A 24,134-nucleotide genomic window follows, 5' to 3' on the forward strand; every position below is an offset into this window, starting at 1 on the left:
CCACTTAGGACCCGTCACGGCTAGTCTGCGCGGCATGGGCATCTTGGTGCATGTGCTGCTGACTGCCGTGGCGGTCTGGGTCTCGACCGCCATCCCCGGCATCGACCTGGGCGAGGGCACCACCGGCTCGCGGATCCTGACGCTGATCGGCGTCGCGGTGATCTTCGGTCTGGTGAACGCGGTGGTGAAGCCGCTCGTGAAGTTCTTCGGCTGCCTGTTCTACCTGCTGACGCTGGGGCTGATCGGGCTCGTCGTGAACGCGCTGCTGTTCATGCTCACCGGGTGGATCGCCGAGCAGTTCGACCTGCCGTTCCGGGTCGACGGCTTCTGGCCCGCGTTCTGGGGCGCGATCATCGTCGCCCTGGCGAGCTGGGCGCTGAACGTGGTCTACGACAAGATCACCGACAAGGACTGACTTCCCGCCGCACGGAAGAGGCCCTCGGTCCACATCGGACCGAGGGCCTCTCGCGTTCGGCGGGAACTACGCCTTCGTCTTGTCCTCGTCGGGCAGCGGTGTGCCGGTCGGGACCTCGTCGGTCGGCGTGTCCTGCTTCTCCGTGCCGCGGCGCACCGACTCCAGCAGCATCTGAGCCACGTCCACGACCTCGACGTGCGCACCGGCCTGGCCGTCGGACTGGCGCGCGGTCACGCCGTCGGTGAGCATCACGCGGCAGAACGGGCAGCCGGTCGCGATCTTCGACGGTGCGGTGCCGAGCGCCTCGTCCACGCGGTCGAGGTTGATGCGCTTGCCGATCCGCTCCTCCATCCACATGCGCGCACCGCCGGCGCCACAGCACATCGAGCGCTCTTCGTGCCGCGGCATCTCGCGCAGCTTCGCGCCGGACGCGCCGATCAGCTCACGCGGCGCCTCGTAGACCTTGTTGTGGCGGCCCAGGTAGCACGGGTCGTGGTAGGTGACGTCCTCGGTGACCGGCGCGACCGGCACCAGGCGGCGTTCGCGCACCAGCTTGTTCAGCAGCTGCGTGTGGTGCACGACCTCGTACGTGCCGCCGACCGACGGGTACTCGTTGGCCAGCGTGTTGAAGCAGTGCGCACACGTCACGACGATCTTGCGCTGGCCGGCGGGCCGGTCCTCGAACACCGAGTTGAGGACCTCGACGTTCTGCTGCGCGAGCATCTGGAACAGGAACTCGTTGCCGGCGCGGCGGGCCGGGTCACCGCTGCAGGTCTCCTCCGGGCCGAGCACCGTGTACTTGACGCCCGCGGTGTGCAGCAGCTCGGCGACGGCGCGCGTGGTCTTCTTCGCGCGGTCCTCGAACGCTCCGGCGCAGCCGACCCAGAACAGGTACTCCGCGTCGCCCAGCTCGCCGTCGAAGACCGGCACCTCGAACTCGAGGCCCTCGGTCCACGCCAGGCGGTCCTTGGCGTTCTGGCCCCACGGGTTGCCCTTGTTCTCCAGGTTCTTGAACATGCCGCCGAGCTCGGTCGGGAAGTTCGACTCGATCAGGACCTGGTAGCGGCGCATGTCGACGATGTGGTCGACGTGCTCGATGTCGACGGGGCACTGCTCGACGCACGCGCCGCAGGTCGTGCACGACCACAGCACCTCGGGGTCGATGACGCCGCCCAGCGCTGTGTCGTCTCCGGGGCCGCCGACGAGCGGACGCTCGGACTCGGCCATCGCCAGCACGTCGATCGACTCGAGGCGCTTCTTGTAGTCCTCGTACTTGTCCTCGACCAGGCCGACCTCGTCACCGGCCATGTCGCGCGAGCCGCCTGCCAGCAGGTACGGCGCCTTGGCGAACGCGTGGTCGCGCAGCTGCGTGATCACCATCTTGGGCGACAGCGGCTTGCCGGTGTTCCAGGCGGGGCACTGCGACTGGCAGCGGCCGCACTCGGTGCAGGTGGAGAAGTCGAGCCAGCCCTTCCAGCTGAAGTCCTCGACCTTGCCGACGCCGAACACGTCCTTGTCGGGGTCGGCCTCCTCCAGGTCCAGCACCTTGCCGCCGGACATCATCGGCTTGAGGGCGCCGAGGGCGACGCCGCCGTCGTCCTCGCGCTTGAAGTAGATGTTGAAGAACGCCGAGAACCGGTGCCAGGCGATGCCCATGGTGAGGTTCCGGCCGACGACGACCAGCCAGATCATGCCGCTCAGCAGCTTGACCAGCGCCATCACGGACACCCAGATCGGGGCGGACGGCAGGATCTGCGCGAGCGGCTGCGTCACGAACGACGTCCACAGCGGCGCGGACTCGAGGCCGCTCGACTGCTTGAACGCCTTCACCAGCAGGATGCCGAGACCCTCGATGACCACGACGGCCTCGACGAAGTACGCGGAGCGGAAGCTGGAGCCCGCGAAGCGGGAGAGCCGGTCGGCGCGGCGCGGGTGGTTGCGCTGGCGGATGACCGCGAGGGCCACACCGCCGACGACGGTGCCGAGGCCCAGCAGCTCGACGAGCAGCAGCCACAGCGACCACGTGCCGATGACCGGCCAGTGGAAGTGCGGGTCGAACACCTCGCCGTAGGCTTCGAACAGCACCGCGGAGCCGATGAGGAAGCCCCACATCACCATCCAGTGCCACGGGGCCACCGAACGGAACTTCGCCATTCTCGTGTGCGCCACGAACTCGACGACCATCGTCTTCAGGCGCGGCCAGAACGGCCCCGTGCGGGTCCCGTCGGGCTGGCCCAGCCGGATGATCTTGATCATCTTCCAGACGCCGGCGACGAACACGCCCCAGGCGACGACGCTCACCGCTACGGCGACGAGCCCGAGAACCAGCTGGAGGGTCATGGCGGGAGTCTAGGCCAGGTTACCGCTGAGTAACCACTTGGACGTGGCCGGTGTCTCCTCACGGAACGGTCAAGTTCCCGCCGGATGACCGAAAACTTGTGGAACAATCGTTCAACTAGTTTGCCCTGACCCGCCGGAGGTCGCCGTGCTGTACCTGTACCTCGCCGCGGCGATCGTGGCGGAGATCGCCGCGACGGTCTCGTTGAAACTGTCGGAAGGATTCACCAGACTGTGGCCGTCGGTCGTGGTCGTCGCCGGGTACGCCATCGCCTTCACGGCACTGTCCCGCGCGTTGAAGTCGGGCATGCCCGTGGGTGTCGCCTACGCCGTGTGGTCGGCCGTCGGTGTCGCGGCCGTGGCGCTCATCGGCTGGAAGTTCCTCGGCGAGACCCTCAACCCCACGATGGTCGCCGGACTGGTCCTGATCATCGGTGGGGTGGTGACGCTCGAGCTCGGGAGGACGCACTGACCGCAGTGACCCAGCCGCGGAAGGCCGACGGCCGCAAGGCGCGGGGCGAGAAGAAGCGCAGGGCGATCGTCGAGGCGACCCTGCGCGTGATCGAGCGCGACGGCATCTCCGGCGTCACGCACCGCAGCGTCGCCCGCGAGGCGGGGGTGCCGACGACGGCGCCGACCTACTACTTCGCGACCCTCGACGACCTGCTGATCGCCACGCTGCTGTGGACGGCGGAGGCGGTGTGCGACGACATGCTGCGCATCGTCGCGAGCGGCGGCACCGCGCGGGAGATCGCCGAGGTCATCGCGCGGTCGGTCGACGAGAACCGCGGCCGCACGCTCGCCGAGTACGAGCTGTACCTGCTGGCGGGCAGGCGGCCGGAGCTGAGGGCCGCCGCGCGCCGGTGGCTCGACCTCGCGGTGGAGACGGTGCGCCCCGCCGACCCGGTCGCGTTCCGCGCGCTCCTCGCGGCGGTCGACGGGCTGCTGATCCAGGGTCTGATAGCCGATGTTGCTCCGAACGGGGACGAGCTGGAGCCAATCGTGTCCTTCTTGATCCGCGGTCGCGACGAATTCCCGGCCGCTCCGCGGGAACAATGAGGTCATGAGGTTCGCGCGAGAGGTCTCCGGCATCAGTCACGGGGTGTCCCTGGGGCTCCTCACGGCGCTCTACGTGCGCGACTCGCTCGCGCTGTCCGTCGACGTCGAACCGCACGTGCCCGGCCTGGAGCCGTCGCTGCCGGTGCGGGTGCCCGCGGGTGTCGACCGCGCGGCCGTCACCGCCGAGTGGCCCGGCTGGTGGGCAGACGCCCTCGACGCGTGCACCCGCGGCACCGAGGCCGCGACGCCGGAGGACGCCCCCGGGTTGCTGACCAGGCCCGCCTCCCACGCCGCCGTGCTGGCCCTGAAGCCCGGCATCGGCGAGCTGCACCGGGTGCAGAGCCCCGCCGCGCTGCCGATCGGTGACGTGCTGCGCGGCATCGAGTCGCGGATCGGCCGGTGGGCGCAGAGCGTCGAGCTGCACATCGCCGAGGTGCCGGTCGACGGCCTGCTCTGGGAGCGCATCGCCCCCGCGCACGTGCTCGCGTCCACCCGGTTCCTCAACGACCCCGGCCGCACGGCGCCCGCGTTGCGCGCGGTGCTCGAAGACCTGGTCTGAGGCAGGTAGGGACAACCCCACCCCGGCTCAGGGGGCTGACTGCCGTGTCCTGAGGTGCCGCCACCTCTAGTTTTGAGGCCATGACGAGGACGGCGGTGCTGGTGGCGTTGGTGGCGGGGACGGTTCTCACGACTCTGACGGGCTGTGGCATCCGCATCGTGAAGCACGAGTCCTTCGACGAGTACGTGGTCGGGGAGAAGTTCACGTCCGTGCGTGCGCGCAGCGACTCGGGGGACGTCACGATCCGGTACCAGCAGGGGTTGACGGAGACGAAGCTGCGCCGCAAGGCCGAGTACACCAAGGACACGAAGCCCACGGGTCCCACCCACCGCGTCGAGGGCACCTCGCTGGTGCTGGACTCGTGCGGGGACGACTGCGACGCCAACTACGAGGTGTTCGTGCCCTCGCCCGACATCACCGTGGTCGGCAACGTGGGATCGGGGGACGTGACCATCGAGGGCCTGGCCTCCGTGGACTTCGAGACGGGCTCCGGCGAGATCGTCCTCCTCGACATCGCGGGCGACGTCAAGGCGAACAGCGGGTCCGGTGACCTCAGGGCCACCAGGATCGGGGGCACGCTGACCGCCGACCTGGGCTCCGGCCGCATCGAGCTGAACACGGTCGGGGGCAAGGTCTTCGCGCTCACCCGTTCCGGGCGCGTCGAGGGCACCGCGCTGAGCGGCGACGTCGTCGCCGACGCCTCGTCGGGACGGGTCGAGCTGACCTTGGCCGAACCGAGGTCGGTGCGCGTCAACGCCGGCTCCGGCGACGTCACCGTCCGGGTGCCGGGAGGCCCGTACAAGATCACCGGGACGTCCGGCAGCGGTGATCGGGAGATCCACGTTCCGACCGACCCGGCCGCGGCGCTCGAGCTCAACCTCACCACCGGCTCGGGGGAGGTCCGGGTGTACGCGATCTGAGCATCCGGACCTGATGTGTCGAGGACCACTCCACGAGGGGTGGTCCTCGTCGCGTTCTGAGGGAACAACGAGACTTTCCCAGCCGTTGGCACAGTCAGAAAGCTTGAGTCGGCTAGGCTCAAGGTTGAGCAGGTGGCAAACTTGAGCCACCAACGCTCAACAAGTACTAGCGGAAGGAACTCCAATGGCGCGTGCAGTCGGCATCGACTTGGGGACGACCAACTCCGTCGTCGCCGTTCTCGAGGGCGGTGAGCCGACGGTCATCGCCAACTCGGAGGGCTCGAGGACGACCCCGTCCATCGTCGCGTTCGCCAAGAACGGCGAGGTCCTCGTGGGTCAGCCCGCGAAGAACCAGGCCGTCACCAACGTCGACCGCACCATCCGGTCGGTCAAGCGGCACGTCGGCACCACCTGGAAGACCGACGAGATCGACGGCAAGCAGTACACCTCGCAGGAGATCAGCGCGCGCGTGCTGATGAAGCTCAAGCGCGACGCCGAGGCGTACCTGGGCGAAGAGGTCACCGACGCGGTCATCACCGTCCCGGCGTACTTCGAGGACGCGCAGCGCCAGGCCACCAAGGAGGCCGGCCAGATCGCGGGCCTCAACGTCCTGCGCATCGTCAACGAGCCGACCTCCGCCGCCCTGGCCTACGGCCTCGACAAGGGCGAGAAGGAGCAGACCATCCTGGTCTTCGACCTCGGTGGCGGCACGTTCGACGTCTCGCTGCTCGAGCTCGGCGACGGCGTGGTCGAGGTCCGTGCGACCTCCGGTGACAACCACCTCGGTGGCGACGACTGGGACCAGCGCGTCGTCGACTGGCTGGTCGACCGGTTCAAGCAGGCCAACGGCATCGACCTGACCAAGGACAAGATGGCCCTGCAGCGGATCCGCGAGGCCGCCGAGAAGGCCAAGATCGAGCTGTCGAGCTCCAGCAACGCCTCGATCAACCTGCCGTACATCACCGTCGACGCGGACAAGAACCCGCTGTTCCTCGACGAGACGCTGTCGCGCGCCGAGTTCCAGCGGATCACCAACGACCTGCTCGAGCGCACCCGCGCGCCGTTCAACAACGTGATCAAGGACGCCGGCATCTCCGTCGGCGACATCGACCACGTCGTGCTCGTCGGTGGCTCGACCCGCATGCCCGCCGTCGCGGAGCTCGTCAAGGAGCTGACCGGCGGTCGCGAGCCCAACAAGGGCGTGAACCCGGACGAGGTCGTCGCCGTCGGCGCCGCCCTGCAGGCCGGTGTCCTGCGCGGTGAGGTCAAGGACGTCCTGCTGCTCGACGTCACCCCGCTGTCCCTCGGCATCGAGACCAAGGGCGGCATCATGACCAAGCTCATCGAGCGCAACACCACGATCCCGACCAAGCGCTCCGAGACCTTCACGACGGCCGACGACAACCAGCCGTCCGTGCAGATCCAGGTCTTCCAGGGCGAGCGCGAGATCGCGGCCCACAACAAGAAGCTCGGCATGTTCGAGCTGACCGGCCTGCCGCCCGCCCCGCGCGGCGTGCCGCAGATCGAGGTCACCTTCGACATCGACGCGAACGGCATCGTCCACGTGTCGGCGAAGGACCTCGGCACCGGCAAGGAGCAGTCGATGACGATCACCGGTGGCTCCGCGCTGCCGAAGGACGACATCGACCGCATGGTCAAGGACGCCGAGGCCCACGCGGAGGAGGACAAGCGCCGCCGCGAGGAGGCCGAGGTCCGCAACCAGGCCGAGACGCTGGTCTACCAGACGGAGAAGGTCGTCAAGGAGAACGACGACAAGCTCCCGGCCGACGTCAAGGAGAAGGTCACCGCCGCGATCGCCGAGGCCAACGAGGCGCTCAAGGGCACCGACATCAACGCCATCAAGACGGCGGTCGAGAAGCTCGCGACCGAGTCCCAGGCCATCGGCCAGGCGATCTACGCCAACGCGCCGGGTGCCGCGGGCGCCGAGGCCCCCGGTGCCGACGCTCCGGGTGCCGCGGGTGCGGGCGCGGGCGCCAAGAAGGACGACGACGTCGTCGACGCCGAGATCGTGGACGAGGACGAGAAGAAGTGACCGAACCGAGGCACGCCGCCCCTGACGAGGAGCAGCCTCAGGTCGTCGCGGACGACCGGCACCGGACCGACCAGGAGACGGGCGAGGTCCGGCAGCCGGCCCACGCGGCCCCCGAGGAGAGCCCGGAAGACGGCGGGCAGGACGCCGGGGCCCAGGCCCCGGCGGAGGGCCGGCCGGAAGGCGCTGCTCCGGTTTCCGACGAACCACTGGTCGCCGAGGTCGTGGACGACGTGGCCGCCGAGCTGAAGACGCAGCTCGACGAGCGCACGGCGGACCTCCAGCGGCTCACCGCCGAGTACGCGAACTACCGCAAGCGGGTGGAACGCGACCGCGAGTCGGTGATCACCACCGCGAAGGCGTCCGTCGCCTCCGAACTGCTCCCGGTGCTCGACGACCTCGAGCGGGCCGCCACCCACGGCGACCTCACCGGCGCGTTCAAGGCGGTGGCGGACAAGCTCGTGTCCACGTTGCAGAAGACCGGCCTGGAGCCGTTCGCGCACGAGGGCGAGGCGTTCGACCCGGCGGTGCACGAGGCCGTGCAGCACAGCACGTCCCCGGACGTCGACGGGCCGACGGTCACCGCCGTCCTGCGCCGCGGCTACACGTTCGGCGACAAGCTGGTCCGGCCCGCGCTCGTCGCGGTGACGGACCACGAGCCGGCGCCGGCCGGTGCAGAACAGTCCGCTGAAGAGAGCTAGGCCAGATGACCGTGGGGAAGGAGGAGACGTCCGGTGAGTGCTAGGGACTGGATCGAAAAGGACTTCTACCGCGAGCTGGGCGTCTCCTCCGACGCCTCGGCGGACGAGATCAAGAAGTCGTACCGCAAGCTCGCCCGCGAGCTGCACCCCGACGCGAACCCCGGTGACGCCAAGGCCGAGGCCCGCTTCAAGTCGGTCTCCGAGGCGTACGGCGTGCTGTCGGACCCGGCCAAGCGCAAGCAGTACGACGAGGCCCGCCGCCTGTTCGCGGGCGGCGGTGGCTTCCCCGGCGCCGGCGGCTTCGGCTCCGGCGGCTTCGACGTCAACGACCTGTTCGGGCGGGCGGCGCAGGGCACCGGTGGCGGCGGGCTGGGCGACCTGCTCGGCGGCCTGTTCAACCGGCGCGGCTCGGGGGCGGCCGGCTCGCCGACGCGTCCCCGCCGCGGCGAGGACGTCGAGACCGACGTCCGCATCGACTTCACCGAGGCGGTGAAGGGAGCGACGGTGCCGCTGCGCCTGTCCTCCCCCGCCGCCTGCACGACGTGCGGCGGCTCCGGCGCCAAGCCGGGCACCACCCCGCACACCTGCGCGACGTGCTCGGGTTCCGGCCTGGTCACCCGCTCGCAGGGCGCGTTCGCGTTCAGCGAGCCGTGCCGCGACTGCCGCGGCACCGGCCGGATCATCGACGACCCGTGCCCCGAGTGCGCCGGCGAAGGCGTGAGCACGAGGACCCGCACCCTGACCGTCCGGATCCCGTCCGGCGTCGACGACGGCCAGCGGATCCGCCTCGCGGGCCAGGGCGAACCGGGCCGCAACGGCGGCCCGAGCGGCGACCTGTTCGTGCGCGTGCACGTCAACCCGCACAGCGTGTTCGGCCGCCAGGGCAACGACCTGACGCTGAAGGCGCCGATGACGTTCCCCGAGCTCGCGCTCGGCACGACGTTGACGGTGCCCACGCTCGACGGCAAGGTGACCTTGAAGGTGCCGGCAGGCACCGCCTCCGGGCGGGTGCTGAGGGCACGGGGCAAGGGGATCACCAAGCGCGACGGCACGTCCGGCGATCTCCTGATCACCCTGGAGGTCGCGGTGCCGAACAACCTCTCGTCCGAGGCCCGCACGGCACTCGAGGCGTACGCGGACGTGACGAAGGACCACGATCCTCGTGGTGATCTGAACGCACTTCTTGAAGGGCGGTGAGTTCGGTGGGTTTTCCGTTCCCTCCCGGGACCGATGAGGACACGCCGTTCTTCGTGATCTCGGTGGCTGCCCAGCTCTCCGGCCTGCACGCGCAGACCCTGCGGTCCTACGACCGGATGGGCCTGGTGTCGCCGGGGCGCACCCCCGGCGGCGGGCGCCGCTACTCGATGCGCGACATCGTGCTGCTGCGCGAGGTCCAGCGCCTGTCGCAGGACGAGGGCGTGAACCTCGCGGGCATCAAGCGGATCATCGAGCTGGAGAACCAGGTCGACGCGCTGCAGATGCGGGTGGCCGAGCTGCAGCAGGAGCTCGCGCAGGCCCTGGCCGCCGCCGACTCGACGGCCGCCGCCGTGCACGCCTCCTACCGGCGGGACCTGGTCCCGATCCGGCAGGAGACCGCCCTCGTCGTGTGGAAACCCAAACCGCGCAAATGACGGTCAACGAACTCGCCGCCGCTGCTTCGCAGCGGCGGCGAGTTCGTTGTGTTCGTCGGAGCGATGGCGAGTCCGCCGGGACGTTCACCTCTCCGTGAAGTAGAAGCCCGCCTCCAGGTCCTCGACCAGGCCGGGCTGTTCCGGCTTCCAGCCGAGCAGCGCCTGAGTGCGCTTGGACGAGGTCGGCGCGTCGAGCGTCACCATGAACGCGAGCGGGCCGAAGTGCTCCGCGACGCGCTCCGTCGGGATGCTCTCGACGGGCACGCCCAGCTTCCGGCCGATGATCTCGGCGATGACCTTCGTCGGCACGCCCTCGTCGCCCACGGCGTGCAGCACCGAGCCGGCCGGTGCCTTCTCCGCCGCGAGCCGGTACAGCCGGGCGGCGTCGCGCGTGTGGCCCGCTGACCAGCGGTTCGTGCCGTCGCCGGGGTAGCCGGACACGCCGGTTGCCCGTGCGATGCGCACGAGGGTCGGGATGAAGCCGGTGGTGTCCAGTTCGCTGTGGACGGTCGGCGGCAGCATGACGACCGAGCCTCGGACGTCCTGCGCGTCGACGATCAGGTTGCGCGTGAGGCCGCGCGGACTGTCGTCGGAGGGCCGGTCGTCCTCGGTGCCGGTGCGGCCGAGGCTCGCGTACGCGAGCGTCCCGCCGGTGCCGACCAGGGCCTTTCCGGTGCCGGACAGCTTGTCGAGCAACGCCCGCACCACCGCGATGTCCGCGGTCACAGCGGTTTCGTAGTCACCCGCGTTCATCTCGTCGTGCTTGAACGCGAGGTGGATGACGGCGTCCGCCTCGGCCGCGCCTTTGCGCAGCACGTCCAGGTCGTCGAGGGTGCCGCGCAGCACGGTGACGCCCCGTGCGTCGAGCTTGGCGGCGGACGCGTCCGACCGGGCCAGGCCGGTGACCTCGTGGCCCGCCCGCAGCAGCTCCGGGATCAGGGCCGAGCCGACGTGGCCGCTGGCGCCCGTGACGAAGACCTTCATGTCGTCTCCTCCTAGTGATGGGACTTGGTCCCGTCAACCGTAGCAGAGTGATGGGACTTGGTCGCATCGCCTAGGATGGGGGCATGGGCCGATGGGAGCCGGACGCGCGGGACCGGTTGGTGCGCGCCGCACTCGACCTGTTCGGCGAGCAGGGGTACGAGAACACGTCCGTCGTGCAGATCGCCGAACGGGCGGGGCTCACGAAGAGCACGTTCTTCCGGCACTTCCGCGACAAGCGCGAGGTGCTGTTCGGCGGTCAGGAGGCCCTGGCCGAGCTGATGACAGGGGCGATCGCCGCCGCGCCGGAGGACACCCGGCCGCTGGGGCTGGTCGAGGCGGCACTGGCGGCGGCGGCCGCGCCGTTCACCGACGAGCAGCGCGCGATCGGGCCGCGGCGGCTCGTGGTGATCGCGGGCAACGACGAGCTGCGCGAGCGTGCGGCGCTGAAGTCGGCCGGGTTCGCCGTCGCGATGACGGACGCGATGCTGCGGCGCGGGGTGGCGGAGCAGGAGGCGGCCGTGGCCGCCCAGCTCGGCGTGCTGGCCTTCGACAGGTCGTACGAGACCTGGCTGGAGACCGGCGGCGACCTGGTCGAGGTCGCCCGCCGGGTCCTCGGTGACGTCCGCGCGACAGCGCGCGAGCTCACCGCCTGATCAGAGCGAGCCGAGCAGCTCCTCGACCTCGGCGGCGATGCGGTCGAGCGCCTGCTCGTCGTCGTGCGCGGCGATCGCGCGGTCCATCCAGTCCGCGATCAGCGGCATCTGCTCCGGCTTGAGGCCGCGCGTGGTGATGCCGGGGGTGCCGAGCCGGATGCCCGACGGGTCGAACGGCTTGCGCGTGTCGAACGGCACCGCGTTGTAGTTCAGCTCGATGCCCGCCCGGTCGAGTGCCCGCGCGGCCGGCTTGCCGCCGATCAGCTTCGACGTCAGGTCGATCAGCACCAGGTGGTTGTCGGTGCCGCCGGAGACCAGGTCGAACCCGCGCGCCAGCAGCGCCTCGGCGAGCGCCTGCGCGTTCTTCACGATCATGTGCGCGTACTCGCGGAACTCCGGCTGCGCGGCCTCCTTGAGCGCGACGGCGATGGCCGCGGTCGTGTGGTTGTGCGGGCCGCCCTGCAGACCGGGGAACACCGCGCGGTCGATCGCCTTCGCGTGGTCGGCGTCGGTCAGGATCATCGCGCCGCGCGGACCCCTGAGCGTCTTGTGCGTGGTCGTCGTGATCACCGGCGCGTGGCCGACCGGCGACGGGTGCGCACCGCCCGCGACCAGGCCCGCGATGTGCGCGATGTCGGCGACGAGCAGCGCGCCCGCCTCCTTCGCGATCTCGGCGAACGCCGGGAAGTCGATGGTGCGCGGGATCGCGGTGCCGCCGCAGAAGATCACCTTCGGGCGTTCGGCGAGCGCGAGCGACCGGACCTCGTCGAGGTCGACGCGGCCGGTGTCCTTGCGGACCTCGTACTGGACGCTGCGGAACCACTTGCCGGTCGCCGAGACGCTCCAGCCGTGGGTGAGGTGGCCGCCCATCGGCAGCGACATGCCCATCACGGTGTCGCCGGGCTGCAGGAAGGCCAGGTAGACGGCGAGGTTCGCCGGGGAGCCCGAGTAGGGCTGGACGTTGGCGTGGTCGACGCCGAAGAGCGCCTTCGCGCGTTCCTGCGCCAGCAGCTCGACCTGGTCGACGACCTGCTGGCCCTCGTAGTACCGCTTGCCGGGGTACCCCTCGGAGTACTTGTTCGTCAGCACCGAGCCGGTCGCCTCCAGCACGGCCGCGGACACGTCGTTCTCCGACGCGATCATGCGCAGCTTGCGGGCCTGGCGGTGTTCCTCGGACTGGATCAGGGCGGCGATCTCGGGATCGGCTTCGCGCAGCACGGCATCACTCCGTGCCGGGCACCCAGGCGTTCGGTGCGCTCGGCCGTCGCTTCCCGGTGGTCAGTTCCACCCTCGGCACGCCAGTCGCGGACGTGCCGAGTCTAGTCCAGCGTGAACGGGTCGTACTTGATCCGGTCGAGCGGCGTTCCCGCGACCAGCATGCGGGACACCGTGGAACGGATCATCGCCGGGCTGCCGCAGACCAGGACGTCGCGGTCCTCCCAGGCGCCGTACCGCGTGACGACGTCGGCGAGGCTGCCCTGCTCGACGCCGCGGACCCCGGGATCGGACTCCAGCACCGGCACGACCGTGAGCCACGGGTTCGTGGTCGCGATGCGTTGCAGGTTGTCGAGGTCGTAGAGGTCCTCGCGGGTGCGGCCACCGTAGAACAGGTGCACGCGCGGGTTCTCGCCGAACTGCGACAGCTCGTCGATGATCGCGTGCATCGGCGCCACGCCCGTGCCGCCGGCGACCATCAGGATGTCCGAGCCGGACGTGCGGTCGACCGAGAGACGGCCCATCGGCGGTCCGATGCGCCACGTGTCACCGGCCTGGGTGTGGCCGACCACGGAGCGTGACACCCAGCCGCCGTCGACGGACCGGATGTGGAACTCGATGACGCCGTCCTCGCGGGGGGCGTTCGCCGGCGAGTAGTACCGCCACAGGCGCTTGCGCTGCGGCGTCTCCACGCTGACGTACTGACCGGCCTTGTAGTTGACCGGGTGGTCCGGTTGCAGCCGCACGACCGCGAGGTCCCACGAGACGCGCTGGTGCTCCAGCACCGTCGCGTGCCAGTAGGCGGGTCCGGTGTCGGCGTCGGCGGCCTCCTGCATGGCACGCGCCATCAGCGTGTACGCCTCGGCCCACGCCATCTCGACCTTGGGGGTCCAGGCGGCACCGGCGAACTTCTTCACCGCGGACAGCAGTGCGGTCCCGACCGCCTCGTAGTGGACGTTGATGACACCGAACTTCCGGTGGTCACGGCCCAGCTGGCGGAGGAACGGGATGAGGTCGTCCGGGCGGTCGACCATCTGCACCACGTGCACGAGGGCGCGCAGCAGGCGGCTGCGTTGCACCTCCATGTTCGCGGGGAACATCTCGCGTGTGGCGGGCGAGAGCGAGAAGAGCATCCCGTAGAAGAACTTCGCCACTTCTTCGGAATGCGGCTCCACCACCGCGAAGCTCTCCCGGATCATCCGCACCATCGCGGTGACGCCAGGCGGGGGCTCTCGGTGTGGCGGGGTAGGGATGGGGCTCAGCACAGCGTTCGCAGTCATGGTCCGCGCGCAGTCTCCACGTTCTCATTGGCGCCGGCAAGGCGCTGCCGTCCTCGTCAAGCATCCGTCCCCCGACAGGGTGGACAGTAACCCCTGAACTAGCCCTTTGACTCCTTGATGCCACCTTCGAGCGAAGCATGGTTACGGTACGCAACCGGTAGGTACCGCGACAGTGTGAACATGGGGGTCCGTCCGTACCGGGTTGCGTGCTTGCGTGCTTGGGTGGGCGCCGTGTCCCTGCCAGAGCTGACCGAAACCACCTCGCCCTCCCACGTCGAGCTCCCCGGTTCCCGCGGGGAGCACTTCCTCCAATGTGCCCTGGAGACCTCCGATCGCGCTAGGCGCTTCTACGAGGACCAGGTCCTGGACCACCTCAACCCGGCCATGGTCGAGTTCGTCGAACGCATGGAGATGGCGTTCATCTCGACCGCCGACGCCGACGGGGAGTGCGACGCGTCACTGCGCTGCGGAGCCGCCGGGTTCCTGCGCGTGCTCGACCCCCGGACCATCGTCTACCCCGAGTACCGGGGGAACGGGGTCATGGCGTCACTCGGCAACATCATGGAGAACCCGCACGTCGGGATGCTGATGGTGGACTTCGCCGAGGAGCTGATCGGGCTGCACGTGAACGGCGCCGCCAGGATGGCCGAGCTGGAGGAGTTCGCCGACCTGCTGGACGGGGAGGTGGACCGGCGGGTCGAGCGCTGGGTCGTCGTCACCGTCCGCGAGGCGTACGTGCACTGCCGGAAACACATCCCCCGGATGGTGCCGGTGGACCGGGTCCGGCACTGGGGCACGGACGACGCCCGCCGCAAGGGCGGGGACTTCTTCGGGGTCAAGGCCGGTCGCGAGGACTCCTGAGGTTTCTCGCGAAGGCCCTGCGGACGGGCCGGTCGGCTCCGGCTCCGGTGGACCAGGGCTCCAGCCTCTCCCGGCACCCTGAGGTGCCCGGTTCTGCCTGTGATCAAGCAGTCACCCAATTAGTTGGCCTAGCTAACTATCTCCAGATATAGTTGATTGGCGTCAACTAACTACTACTGGAGGTGTGCTTGACTCGGCCCTCGTCGCATCGGGAGATCCTCGAAGCGCTGTCCGGCATCTGGGTGGCGTTGCTCGTCGCGATCCTCAGCTCCACCATCGTCTCGAACGCCCTCCCGACGATCCTGGCCGAGCTCAACGGCACGCAGACCCAGTACACGTGGGTGATCACGTCGATGCTGCTGGCCTCCACCGCCAGCACGCCGGTGTGGGGCAAGCTCGCCGACCTGTTCGACAAGAAGACGCTGCTCCAGACCGCGATCGTCCTGTTCGTGATCGGCTCGGTCCTGTCCGGGTTCAGCCAGAACATGGAGCAGCTGATCGGGTTCCGGGTCGTGCAGGGCCTCGGCATGGGCGGCGTGCAGGCGCTCGGGCAGGTCGTGGTCGGGGCGCTGCTGAGCCCGCGGGAGCGCGGGCGCTACAGCGGCTACACCGGCATGGTCATCTCCGCCGGGACGGTCGGCGGGCCGCTGGTCGGCGGGTTCCTCGTCGACTGGCCCGGCTGGCGCTGGTGCTTCTTCGTCTGCGTGCCGCTGGCGCTGGTGGCGCTGGTCGTGCTGCGGCGGACGCTGCACCTGCCGACCGTGCGGCAGCACGTGAAGATCGACTACCTCGGGGCCACGCTGATCACCGGTGGCGTCAGCCTCCTGCTGATGTGGGTGTCGTTCGCGGGCAAGGACTTCGCCTGGGTGTCCGGGGAGAGCGCGTTGTTCGCCGGCGGGGCCCTGCTGGTGCTGGCGGCCGCCTACTTCGTCGAGCGGAGGGCGTCCGCCCCGGTCATCCCGCTGCACCTGTTCCGGAACCGGACCGTGGTGCTCGCGATGTTCGGCGGTGTCGCCGTGGGCACGGCGATGTTCGGGGCCTCGGTGTTCATGGGGCAGTACTTCCAGATCGCCCGCGGGTTCTCGCCCACCAAGGCCGGGCTGCTGACGGTGCCGCTGGTGCTCGGGCTGAGCATCTCCTCGACGATCAGCGGGCAGCTGATCTCGCGGAGCGGGCGGTGGAAGAGCTACCTGGTCTGGGGCGCGTTCTCGCTGGTGGCGGGACTGGCGCTGCTCGGCACGATCGACCACCGCACGAACCTCGTGCTGATGGGGGCCTACCTGGCGCTGGTCGGCGTCGGCGTGGGGCTCACGATGCAGAACCTGGTGCTGGCCGTGCAGAACGGCGTGGGCATGGCGGACCTCGGTGCCGCGAGCTCGACCGCCACGTTCCTGCGGTCGCTGGGCGGCACGGCCGGCGTCTCGGTGCTCGGGGCGGTGCTGGCGGCCCAGGTGAGCACCCAGACGCTCGGCCGCGGCTCGCTGTCCCCGGTGGTGCGGGACTCCTACGGTGACGCGATGGGGCAGCTGTTCCTGATCGCCGCCGGGCTCGCGGTGTTCACCGTCGTCGCCGTGCTGTTCATCAAGGAGCAGCCGCTGCGCGAGTCCGTGGATGTCACTCCAACGGGTTCTGGTGAACAGTCGGTCGCCACTGAGCTTGCTTCACCTGTGGATACTGACCAGCGGGTTGTGGACAACTCGCGACCTGCTGTGGACAAGCTGTTGGTGCTTTCGAGTGACGGCGGTCAGGAGGTCGTGGCGCGTTCGGTCGCGCTGCGTTCCACGCAGAACTCGTTGCCCTCGGGGTCGCGCATCGTGACCCAGCCCGTTCCGTCCGGCCTGCGCTGATCGTCGAAGATCGTCGCGCCGAGGCCCACCAGGCGCTCCACCTCCTCGTCGCGGGTGCCCTCCGCCGGCTGCAGGTCCAGGTGCAGGCGGTTCTTCAGCTCCTTGCCCTCCGGGACGTTGATGAACAGGCAGCGGGGGCCGTTCGGCAGCTCGATCAGGCACTCCGGGTCGCCGGGGTTGTCGTCGGGGTGGACCGGGTGCCCGAGCACCTGGCTCCACCACGTGCCGATCGCGTACGCGTCGCGCGCGTCGACGGTGATGCTGTGGATGATGGACGTCATGGGGCCGATCTTGGCTGAAACCGGCCGCGCTGACATGTCGATTTCGCGACGTCCGTCACGTCTTCGGAGTTGAGCGGAACAGACTCAACTTTTCTGACGTTGTGCGGGATGATGGTCCAGGCTCGATGCTGACCACGAGGTGGAGGAATGGACGCTTTCAACCCGACGACGAAGACGCAGCAGGCGGTTTCCGCGGCGGTCCAGGCCGCGACGCTCAACGGGAACCCCGACGTGGGTTCCGTGCACCTGCTCAGCGCGCTGCTGGCGCAGACGGACGGGTTGACCGCGCCGTTGCTCGAGGCCGTGGGCGCCGACGCCACGCTCGTGCGCAAGGAGCTGGAGCAGCTCTCCCGGTCGTTGCCCAGCGCCTCCGGCTCGACGGTCTCCGCGCCGCAGCTCTCCCGCGACGCCGTGCGGGTGCTCGGCAAGGCGCAGGAGCTCGCGACCGAGATGGGCGACGAGTACGTGTCCACCGAGCACCTGCTCGTCGGGCTCGCGCAGCACGGTGGCCAGGTCGCCGACCTGCTGCGCAAGCACGGTGCGACGCCGGACGCGCTCAAGGAGGCGTTCAGCAGGGTCCGCGGGTCGGCCCGCGTGACGTCGCCCGACCCCGAGGGCACCTACAAGGCGCTGGAGAAGTACGGCGTCGACCTGACCGAACGTGCGCGCAAGGGCGAGCTCGACCCCGTGATCGGCCGTGACGCCGAGATCCGGCGGGTCGTGCAGGTCCTGTCGCGGCGCACCAAGAACAACCCCGTGCTGATCGGTGAGCCCGGCGTCGGCAAGACCGCGATCGTCGAGGGCCTCGCGCAGCGCGTCGTGGCCGGTGACGTGCCCGAGTCGCTGCGCGGCAAGCGGGTCGTGTCCCTCGACCTCGGCTCGATGGTCGCGGGCGCCAAGTACCGCGGCGAGTTCGAGGAGCGGCTCAAGGCCGTGCTGAAGGAGATCACCGACTCGGCGGGCCAGGTCATCACGTTCATCGACGAGCTGCACACCATCGTCGGCGCCGGTGCGACCGGCGAGTCCGCGATGGACGCCGGCAACATGATCAAGCCGATGCTCGCCCGCGGTGAGCTGCGCATGGTCGGCGCCACCACGCTCGACGAGTACCGCGAGCACATCGAGAAGGACGCCGCCCTGGAGCGCCGCTTCCAGCAGGTGCTGGTCGGCGAGCCGTCCGTGGAGGACACGGTCGGCATCCTGCGCGGGCTCAAGGAGCGCTACGAGGTGCACCACGGCGTGCGCATCATGGACGCCGCCCTGGTCGCCGCCGCGACGCTGTCCGACCGCTACATCACCGCGCGCTTCCTGCCGGACAAGGCGATCGACCTGGTCGACGAGGCCGCGTCCCGGCTGCGCATGGAGATCGACTCCCGGCCCGTCGAGATCGACACCGTCGAACGCGCCGTCCGCCGGCTGGAGATCGAGGAGATGGCCCTCGCCAAGGAGTCCGACGCGGCCTCCAGGGAGCGGCTGTCCGCGCTGCGCGCCGAGCTGGCCGAGAAGCGCGAGGAGCTGTCCGGGCTGACCGCCCGCTGGCAGAACGAGAAGGGCTCGATCGACAAGGTCCGCACCCTGAAGGAGCAGCTGGAGTCGCTGCGCGGCGAGTCGGAGCGCGCCGAGCGCGACGGCGACCTCGGCCGTGCCGCCGAGCTGCGCTACGGCCGCATCCCGCAGCTGGAGAAGGAGCTGGCCGCGGCCGCCGAGTCGACCCACGAGGCGGCGATGCTCAAGGAGGAGGTCGGCCCCGACGACGTCGCGGACGTGGTGTCGGCGTGGACCGGCATCCCGGCCGGACGCCTGCTGGAGGGTGAGACCGCCAAGCTGCTGCGCATGGAGGACGAGCTCGCCCGCCGCGTCGTCGGCCAGGCCGAGGCGGTGCGCGTCGTGTCGGATGCCGTGCGCAGGACCCGCGCGGGCGTGGCCGACCCGGACCGCCCGACCGGCTCGTTCCTGTTCCTCGGCCCCACCGGCGTCGGCAAGACCGAGCTGGCCAAGGCGCTGGCCGCGTTCCTGTTCGACGACGAACGGGCGATGATCCGCATCGACATGAGCGAGTACTCCGAGAAGCACTCGGTGGCCCGCCTCGTCGGCGCGCCTCCCGGCTACGTCGGCTACGACCAGGGCGGCCAGCTGACCGAGTCGGTCCGCCGCCGCCCGTACTCGGTCGTGCTGCTCGACGAGGTCGAGAAGGCGCACCCGGACGTGTTCGACGTGCTGCTGCAGGTCCTCGACGACGGCAGGCTGACCGACGGCCAGGGCCGCACCGTCGACTTCCGCAACACGATCCTGGTGCTCACCTCGAACCTGGGCTCGCAGACGATCGTGAACCCGTCGCTCACCGACGTGGAGCGCAAGGACGCGGTCATGTCCGTGGTCCAGCGGCACTTCAAGCCGGAGTTCCTGAACCGGCTGGACGACGTCGTGGTGTTCCACGCGCTCGCCACCGAGGAGCTGACGTCCATCGTGGACATCCAGATCGGACGGTTGGGCGACCGCTTGGCCGCCCGCAGGCTGACCCTGGAGGTCACGACGGCGGCCCGCGACTGGCTCGCCCTGAACGGCTTCGACCCGGTCTACGGCGCCCGGCCGCTGCGGCGGCTCGTGCAGTCGGCGATCGGCGACCAGCTGGCGAAGGAGCTGCTGGCCGGCGAGGTGCGCGACGGCGACACGGTGAAGGTCGACGTGCTGGACGACCAGACGGGTCTGATCGTCGGCCGCACCACCTGACGGACGACAACGCGAGCGGCCCCGCCGGTCCGGCGGGGCCGCTTCGGCGTTCCCGGAGGCCGTACCCGTGCGGCGCTCCCACCACCCCGAATAGGCGGTACGGGCACGCCGCGTGGAAGTGATCTTCGTTCCACGCGCTCGACCCACTACGCTTCAGCTGTGGGCATACCGGCGTGGGTCTGGTTCACCGTCGCCGCGGTGGCGGGCGTGGCGGGGTTCGCCCTGCTCGCGACCGACCGGGCACAGCGAACCGCGCGAAACCGTGAACGGCGCCGTTGGGCTGCCCTGCGCGGCTGGCAGTTCGAGGAGACAGACCACGTGCTGCCGACCCGGTGGGAGGCGGGTGCCATCGCGTACTACGGCACGGGCCTCGCCCGTGACGTCGTCGCGGGCTCGACGTTCACCGCGGACGGGCGGCGCCAGGTCTACGTGCTCGACCACGAGACCGCCGGCAAGGTCAACTCGGTGCTGGTCGGCGTGCGGTGCAGGCGGGCGTTGTCGGTGGTGATCGAGCTGTGGCTGTCCACGGTGCCGTTCCAGCGCGACAACGAGAAGATGCCGATGCCGGACCTGCTCGGGCCGGTCGGCTCGCGGTACGCGTTCGTCACGGACGTCCCGGCCGCCCGCAAGATCATCACCCCGGACCTGATCGACGCCGCCGAGGAGATCGGGGGCGACGTCACGGTCGTCTGGATGGAGAACGACTGGGTGCTGGCCGCCGCGCCGCCGAACTCGTCGCCCGCGCGCCTCGAACGGCTGCTGCGCGACGTCGGTGAGCTGGCGGACGTCATCGACCCGTTCGACCCGGACCCGTCCGACGCCGAGGAGCCGGTGGCGGAGGACGACGAGGAGGGCGGCGAGGTCTACCGCCCGTCGTTCGGCCGCAAGCAGCAGTAGCGCGTCCGGCCGCCCGGGAACTGTGATCATCGCCGGTCTTCGGAACTGACGCGTTTCCGACTACCGTGCCGTGGCATGCCAACCGCACTGGTGACCGGGGCGACGGTCGGGATCGGGGCCGCTTTCGCCCGCAGGCTCGCGGCCGAGGGGTACGACCTCGTGCTGGTCGCCCGCAACGCGTCCGCACTCGAAGAGTCCGCGCAGAAGCTGCACGAGCGCCACGGCGTCCACGTCGACGTGCTGCCGGCCGACCTGAGCGTCGCCGAGGAGCGCGCGAAGGTGGAGGACCGGCTGGCCTCCTCCGCCGTCGACCTGCTCGTCAACAACGCGGGCTTCGCCAGCAGCGGCGAGTTCTTCACCACCGGCGTCGACCGGCTCCAGCAGCAGCTCGACGTCAACGTCGCCACGGTGCTGCGCCTGAGCCGGGCGGCGATTCCCCCGATGGTGGCCCGCGGCAAGGGCGACGTGATCAACGTGTCCAGCGTCGCGAGCTTCCTGCCCGGCCGCGGCACGAGCTACAGCGCCGACAAGGCGTGGGTGACGACGTTCTCCGAGGGCATGGCGCTCGCGACGGCGGGCACCGGTGTCCGGGTCATGGCGCTGTGCCCCGGCTTCGTGCGGACCGAGTTCCACCGGCGCGCGAACATCGACATGTCGCAGACGCCGGGCTGGCTCTACGTCGACGCCGACCGGCTGGTCCACGAGGGCCTGCGCGACCTGCGCCGCGGCAAGCCGCTGTCGATCCCCGGGGCGCAGTACAAGGCGATCGTGACGGCCGCGGGACTGCTCCCGAGGTCGCTGCTGCGCAAGATGGCGTCGCGGTTCGCGGGCGGACGCGGACGCACCTGACCGGAACCGCCCGGTGCGACCACCTCCAGGTCGGACAGGGCCGTCACGGTGATGCAGCGTACGGAGCGTCCGGTGCACGGATGTGCGAAGCTGACGACCCGTGCGAACTGAAGTGGTCTTGGACGCGAACGCCAAGTCGGAACTCGCTCGTCTGGTGAGCGAGCTGGCCGTGGTGCACGGCAAGGTGACCCTGTCGAGCGGCAAGGAAGCCGACTACTACGTCGATCTGCGGCGGGCGACGCTGCACCACGCGGCGGCCCCGTTGATCGGCAGGCTGCTGCGGCAGCTCACCAGTGACTGGGACTTCGTCGCCGTCGGCGGTCTCACGCTCGGAGCGGACCCGGTGGCGTACGCGATGATGCACGCGGCGGCGGCCGACGGTGACGTGCTCGACGCGTTCGTGGTGCGGAAGGCCAGCAAGGCCCACGGCATGCAGCGGCAGATCGAGGGCATCGACGTGCGCGGGCAGCGCGTGCTCGCGGTCGAGGACACCTCCACCACGGGCGGTTCGGTGTTGACGGCCGTCACAGCGCTGCGCGAGCACGGGGCCGACGTCGTCGGCGTCGCCACGGTCGTCGACCGAGGTACGGGCGCCAAGGAGGCCATCGAGGCCGAGGGTCTGCGGTACCGGTACCTGCTCGACCTGAACGATCTCGGTCTCGCCTGAGGTTTTGTCGAGAGCGCTGCGAGCCACCCCGTCCTAGTCTGGAGGGCGGGGTGGTGCTGATGGCCAGGTTCTTAGCGGAAACGGTCGTGGCGTTGCACTTCACGGTGCTGGCGTTCTTGTTCGTGGGCGGGTTCCTCGCGTGGCGCTGGCGGTGGGTGATCTACCCCCACCTGGCGCTGGGCGCGTGGGCGATCCTGAGCATCGTGACGCCGACGGTGTGCCCGTTGACGGTGTGGGAGAACTACTTCCGCGAGCTGGCGGGGATGCCGGTGCTGGAGACCGGGTTCATCGACCACTACATCGACGGCGTCTGGTACCCGGAGAGCGCGTCGACGCTGGTCCAGTTGGTGCTCGGGGCGCTGGTCCTGGCGTCGTGGGCCGGCTTCTACGCTGGTGGGCGTGCTGCTCGAAGGCTTTCACACGGTTAAGCACGCGCTGCGCTTCGGCGCGGAGGTGCACCCGCTGCTCACCACGGACCTGGGTGCCGCGGTCAAGCTCGCCGAGTCGCACGCACCGGATCTCGTGGACGCGTTCGCGCAGGCCACCGAGGTCGACCAGGCGGCGTTCGTGCTGCGCGTCGGCCGCACGCACCCGACCGGTGTCGCGGGCTTCGCGGACCGGCCGGAGCTGCCGTTCGACCGCGCGGCCCCGGTCGTGCTGCTCGACAACCCGCGCAACCTGGGCAACTTCGGCGCGGCGATCAGGGTGGCCGCCGGTCTCGACGCGGGCGGCGTGCTCTCCACCGGCGACGTGGACCCGTGGCACCCGAACGTGCTGCGCGGATCGGCGGGCCTGCACTTCGCGTTGCCGGTGGGGAAGGCGGAGACGCTCGACTTCGCGGGCGAGCTGATCGCGTTCGACGCCGACGGCGACCTGTTGAAGGGCCCGATCCCCGACGACGCGGTGCTGGCGTTCGGGTCGGAGCGGCACGGGCTGTCCGCGGAGGTGCGGAGCAGGGCGACGAGGGTGGTGCGGCTGCCCATGCGGGACAGGGTCAGCAGTTACAACCTGACAACTTCTGTGGCGATGGGCCTGTACCACTGGGCGGTTCACCGAGCTTCTTGACCGGTCAAGCACGCACGATGAGCCAGTGGTGATCGCGAAACTGCAGGCAGCCCGCGCGGGCGTCGCGGAGCGCGCGGTGTACTCCAGGCACCTGCGGCGCGTCTGGGGTCTGCCCGGCACGCTGCTCGGGGCGCGGGCGTGGCCCCCGCTCGTCCGGGACAGGCTGCACAGCAGCTTCAACTACTGGTGGCAGGCGCACCTGCTCGACTGCATGGTCGACGGCTACCTGCGCAAACCGGGCGCGCTGCGCGGGAACACGATCGCCAAGGTCGTCCGGGGCATTCGGGTGCGCAACCTCGTCGGCTGGACCAACGACTTCTACGACGACGTCGCCTGGCTCGGCCTCGCCCTGCAACGCGTCCAGAACGAGGTCGGCGTCGCGAAGCCCAAGGCCCTGCGGGCGATCGCCGAACGGCTGCGCGACGGCTGGACCGACCACGCAGGCGGCGGCATCTGGTGGAAGCGCGACGACGACTTCAAGAACGTGCCCGCCAACGGCCCCGCCGCGATCTTCCTGGCGCGCCAGAACGAACGCACCGACCTCGCCCGCGCACGGTCCACCGTGGACTGGATCGAGGAGCACCTCGTCGACCCGGACAGCGGCCTCGCGTGGGACGGCCTGCACGTGCACCCGAACGGCGAGATCCGCGAGGTGGAGAAGAACACCTACACCTACTGCCAGGGCGTGCTGATCGGCGCGTGCGTCGAGCTGGCCAGGCACGGCCAGCAGGGCAAGTGGCTCCACCGGGCGGAGCGGACCATCAGGGCGGTGCACGAGCGGCTCGCCACCGACGGCGTCATCCGGGGCCAGGGCGGCGGCGACGGCGGCCTGTTCGGGGGCATCCTCGCCCGCTACCTCGCGCAGGCCGCGCTGGTGATCCCCGAGCTGGACCCCGGCCGGGCGGCGACCGCGGAGCTGGCGCGGGAGCTCGTCGTCAGGTCCGCGGAGGCGGCGTGGCTCAACCGCACGATGGCGGTGAGCGGCCCGCTGTTCGGCCCCGAGTGGTCCCTCCCGGCGAAGGAGGAGGAGGGGCGCGACCTGTCGGTGCAGCTCGGCGGCTGGATGTGCCTGGAGGCGGCTGCCCTGCTGGAACGTAGCGGCCTCAACGTGACGACCGCCTGAGTCTGCGTCC

24 protein-coding genes and 1 riboswitch are annotated in these 24,134 nt (G+C 70.2%); of the genes, 19 read left to right on the top strand and 5 right to left on the bottom strand.

Annotated elements, in window-relative coordinates; translation table 11 throughout:
• Positions 1-34: 34 nt before the first annotated feature.
• Positions 35-415: a phage holin family protein gene (locus tag BLT23_RS04545; protein ID WP_090045981.1), complete on the top strand. Its 381-nt coding sequence runs from the start codon at positions 35-37 to the stop codon at positions 413-415.
• A 66-nt stretch (positions 416-481) separates the two neighbouring features.
• Here BLT23_RS04545 and BLT23_RS04550 read toward each other — a convergent pair whose 3' ends face one another.
• On the bottom strand, positions 482-2,755 hold the full coding sequence (locus tag BLT23_RS04550) for a (Fe-S)-binding protein (RefSeq protein WP_090045982.1): 2,274 nt from the start codon (positions 2,753-2,755) through the stop codon (positions 482-484).
• Between the two features lie 145 nt (positions 2,756-2,900).
• Here BLT23_RS04550 and BLT23_RS04555 point away from each other — a divergent pair, with 145 nt between their 5' ends.
• From BLT23_RS04555 to BLT23_RS04590, 8 genes are all read left to right on the top strand, one after another.
• On the top strand, positions 2,901-3,224 hold the full coding sequence (locus tag BLT23_RS04555; protein ID WP_090045984.1) for a DMT family transporter: 324 nt from the start codon (positions 2,901-2,903) through the stop codon (positions 3,222-3,224).
• Positions 3,225-3,229: 5 nt separating this feature from the next.
• Positions 3,230-3,811, top strand: a complete 582-nt coding sequence (locus BLT23_RS04560; protein WP_090045985.1) for a TetR/AcrR family transcriptional regulator — start codon at positions 3,230-3,232, stop codon at positions 3,809-3,811.
• 4 nt (positions 3,812-3,815) lie between these two features.
• Positions 3,816-4,370, top strand: a complete 555-nt coding sequence (locus BLT23_RS04565; RefSeq protein WP_090045987.1) for a hypothetical protein — start codon at positions 3,816-3,818, stop codon at positions 4,368-4,370.
• An 80-nt stretch (positions 4,371-4,450) separates the two neighbouring features.
• Positions 4,451-5,290 (top strand): DUF4097 family beta strand repeat-containing protein, encoded by an 840-nt coding sequence (locus BLT23_RS04570; RefSeq protein WP_090045989.1) that lies wholly within the window; start codon positions 4,451-4,453, stop codon positions 5,288-5,290.
• A gap of 184 nt (positions 5,291-5,474) precedes the next feature.
• Positions 5,475-7,343, top strand: coding sequence for a molecular chaperone DnaK (gene dnaK, locus BLT23_RS04575; RefSeq protein WP_090045991.1), 1,869 nt, complete (start codon positions 5,475-5,477; stop codon positions 7,341-7,343).
• Positions 7,340-8,041, top strand: a complete 702-nt coding sequence (gene grpE / locus BLT23_RS04580; RefSeq protein ID WP_090045993.1) for a nucleotide exchange factor GrpE — start codon at positions 7,340-7,342, stop codon at positions 8,039-8,041. The genes dnaK and grpE overlap by 4 nt, the downstream gene beginning before the upstream one ends.
• Before the next feature lie 33 nt (positions 8,042-8,074).
• Positions 8,075-9,238 carry a molecular chaperone DnaJ gene (dnaJ, locus tag BLT23_RS04585; protein ID WP_090045996.1) on the top strand — a complete coding sequence of 388 codons (1,164 nt, stop codon included), beginning with the start codon at positions 8,075-8,077 and terminating at the stop codon, positions 9,236-9,238.
• A 5-nt stretch (positions 9,239-9,243) separates the two neighbouring features.
• The gene (locus tag BLT23_RS04590; protein WP_090046824.1) at positions 9,244-9,672 is read left to right on the top strand and encodes a heat shock protein transcriptional repressor HspR; all 429 of its coding nucleotides are present in this window, start codon (positions 9,244-9,246) and stop codon (positions 9,670-9,672) included.
• An 84-nt stretch (positions 9,673-9,756) separates the two neighbouring features.
• On the opposite strand, the gene BLT23_RS04595 is transcribed toward BLT23_RS04590, so the two are convergent.
• A complete protein-coding gene (locus tag BLT23_RS04595) occupies positions 9,757-10,656 on the bottom strand; it encodes an SDR family oxidoreductase (RefSeq protein WP_090045998.1) in 900 nt (299 codons plus the stop codon).
• 83 nt (positions 10,657-10,739) lie between these two features.
• Between BLT23_RS04595 and BLT23_RS04600 the strand changes: the two genes are divergently transcribed.
• On the top strand, positions 10,740-11,309 hold the full coding sequence (locus BLT23_RS04600) for a TetR/AcrR family transcriptional regulator (RefSeq protein ID WP_090045999.1): 570 nt from the start codon (positions 10,740-10,742) through the stop codon (positions 11,307-11,309).
• Here BLT23_RS04600 and BLT23_RS04605 read toward each other — a convergent pair whose 3' ends face one another.
• Together BLT23_RS04605 and BLT23_RS04610 are read right to left on the bottom strand one after the other, a co-directional pair.
• Positions 11,310-12,527, bottom strand: coding sequence for a serine hydroxymethyltransferase (locus BLT23_RS04605; protein WP_090046001.1), 1,218 nt, complete (start codon positions 12,525-12,527; stop codon positions 11,310-11,312). It lies immediately after the preceding gene.
• 13 nt (positions 12,528-12,540) lie between these two features.
• Positions 12,541-12,625, bottom strand: a riboswitch (ZMP/ZTP riboswitch).
• A 3-nt stretch (positions 12,626-12,628) separates the two neighbouring features.
• Positions 12,629-13,732, bottom strand: coding sequence for an FAD-binding oxidoreductase (locus BLT23_RS04610; protein ID WP_090046003.1), 1,104 nt, complete (start codon positions 13,730-13,732; stop codon positions 12,629-12,631).
• 303 nt (positions 13,733-14,035) lie between these two features.
• On the opposite strand from BLT23_RS04610, the gene BLT23_RS04615 reads away from it, so the two are divergent.
• On the top strand, positions 14,036-14,665 hold the full coding sequence (locus BLT23_RS04615) for a pyridoxamine 5'-phosphate oxidase family protein (protein WP_342713637.1): 630 nt from the start codon (positions 14,036-14,038) through the stop codon (positions 14,663-14,665).
• A gap of 188 nt (positions 14,666-14,853) precedes the next feature.
• A complete protein-coding gene (locus BLT23_RS04620) occupies positions 14,854-16,512 on the top strand; it encodes an MDR family MFS transporter (protein ID WP_090046007.1) in 1,659 nt (552 codons plus the stop codon).
• Here BLT23_RS04620 and BLT23_RS04625 read toward each other — a convergent pair.
• Positions 16,410-16,793 carry a VOC family protein gene (locus BLT23_RS04625; protein WP_090046009.1) on the bottom strand — a complete coding sequence of 128 codons (384 nt, stop codon included), beginning with the start codon at positions 16,791-16,793 and terminating at the stop codon, positions 16,410-16,412. The two genes, BLT23_RS04620 and BLT23_RS04625, sit on opposite strands and share 103 nt — an antisense overlap.
• A 147-nt stretch (positions 16,794-16,940) precedes the next feature.
• Between BLT23_RS04625 and clpB the strand changes: the two genes are divergently transcribed.
• The 7 genes from clpB (at position 16,941) to BLT23_RS04660 (ending at position 24,124) form a co-directional block, all read left to right on the top strand.
• A complete protein-coding gene (gene clpB / locus BLT23_RS04630; protein ID WP_090046011.1) occupies positions 16,941-19,523 on the top strand; it encodes an ATP-dependent chaperone ClpB in 2,583 nt (860 codons plus the stop codon).
• Between the two features lie 159 nt (positions 19,524-19,682).
• Positions 19,683-20,420 (top strand): type III secretion system chaperone family protein, encoded by a 738-nt coding sequence (locus BLT23_RS04635; protein WP_090046013.1) that lies wholly within the window; start codon positions 19,683-19,685, stop codon positions 20,418-20,420.
• 75 nt (positions 20,421-20,495) lie between these two features.
• A complete protein-coding gene (locus BLT23_RS04640) occupies positions 20,496-21,269 on the top strand; it encodes an SDR family NAD(P)-dependent oxidoreductase (protein ID WP_090046015.1) in 774 nt (257 codons plus the stop codon).
• Positions 21,270-21,381: 112 nt separating this feature from the next.
• A complete protein-coding gene (gene pyrE, locus BLT23_RS04645; RefSeq protein WP_090046017.1) occupies positions 21,382-21,936 on the top strand; it encodes an orotate phosphoribosyltransferase in 555 nt (184 codons plus the stop codon).
• A 59-nt stretch (positions 21,937-21,995) separates the two neighbouring features.
• Positions 21,996-22,364: a DUF2784 domain-containing protein gene (locus tag BLT23_RS04650; RefSeq protein WP_245743617.1), complete on the top strand. Its 369-nt coding sequence runs from the start codon at positions 21,996-21,998 to the stop codon at positions 22,362-22,364.
• A complete protein-coding gene (locus BLT23_RS04655) occupies positions 22,336-23,001 on the top strand; it encodes a TrmH family RNA methyltransferase (RefSeq protein ID WP_245743619.1) in 666 nt (221 codons plus the stop codon). The genes BLT23_RS04650 and BLT23_RS04655 overlap by 29 nt, the downstream gene beginning before the upstream one ends.
• A 25-nt stretch (positions 23,002-23,026) precedes the next feature.
• Positions 23,027-24,124, top strand: a complete 1,098-nt coding sequence (locus BLT23_RS04660; RefSeq protein ID WP_090046020.1) for a glycoside hydrolase family 76 protein — start codon at positions 23,027-23,029, stop codon at positions 24,122-24,124.
• The last annotated feature ends 10 nt before the right edge of the window (positions 24,125-24,134 follow it).

This window comes from Lentzea fradiae (genome assembly GCF_900100955.1).
Taxonomy (GTDB): domain Bacteria; phylum Actinomycetota; class Actinomycetes; order Mycobacteriales; family Pseudonocardiaceae; genus Lentzea; species Lentzea fradiae.

What these genes read in the sequence shown, in the direction of transcription:
- BLT23_RS04565 (WP_090045987.1), top strand. Translation starts at nt 3,816, where the DNA reads ATGAGGTTCGCGCGAGAGGTCTCCGGCATCAGTCACGGGGTGTCCCTG.
- clpB (WP_090046011.1), top strand. Translation starts at nt 16,941, where the DNA reads ATGGACGCTTTCAACCCGACGACGAAGACGCAGCAGGCGGTTTCCGCG.
- BLT23_RS04600 (WP_090045999.1), top strand. Translation starts at nt 10,740, where the DNA reads ATGGGCCGATGGGAGCCGGACGCGCGGGACCGGTTGGTGCGCGCCGCA.
- BLT23_RS04545 (WP_090045981.1), top strand. Translation starts at nt 35, where the DNA reads ATGGGCATCTTGGTGCATGTGCTGCTGACTGCCGTGGCGGTCTGGGTC.
- BLT23_RS04570 (WP_090045989.1), top strand. Translation starts at nt 4,451, where the DNA reads ATGACGAGGACGGCGGTGCTGGTGGCGTTGGTGGCGGGGACGGTTCTC.
- BLT23_RS04610 (WP_090046003.1), bottom strand. Translation starts at nt 13,732, where the DNA reads ATGGTGCGGATGATCCGGGAGAGCTTCGCGGTGGTGGAGCCGCATTCC.
- dnaK (WP_090045991.1), top strand. Translation starts at nt 5,475, where the DNA reads ATGGCGCGTGCAGTCGGCATCGACTTGGGGACGACCAACTCCGTCGTC.
- BLT23_RS04650 (WP_245743617.1), top strand. Translation starts at nt 21,996, where the DNA reads ATGGCCAGGTTCTTAGCGGAAACGGTCGTGGCGTTGCACTTCACGGTG.
- BLT23_RS04625 (WP_090046009.1), bottom strand. Translation starts at nt 16,793, where the DNA reads ATGACGTCCATCATCCACAGCATCACCGTCGACGCGCGCGACGCGTAC.
- BLT23_RS04640 (WP_090046015.1), top strand. Translation starts at nt 20,496, where the DNA reads ATGCCAACCGCACTGGTGACCGGGGCGACGGTCGGGATCGGGGCCGCT.
- BLT23_RS04550 (WP_090045982.1), bottom strand. Translation starts at nt 2,755, where the DNA reads ATGACCCTCCAGCTGGTTCTCGGGCTCGTCGCCGTAGCGGTGAGCGTC.
- BLT23_RS04595 (WP_090045998.1), bottom strand. Translation starts at nt 10,656, where the DNA reads ATGAAGGTCTTCGTCACGGGCGCCAGCGGCCACGTCGGCTCGGCCCTG.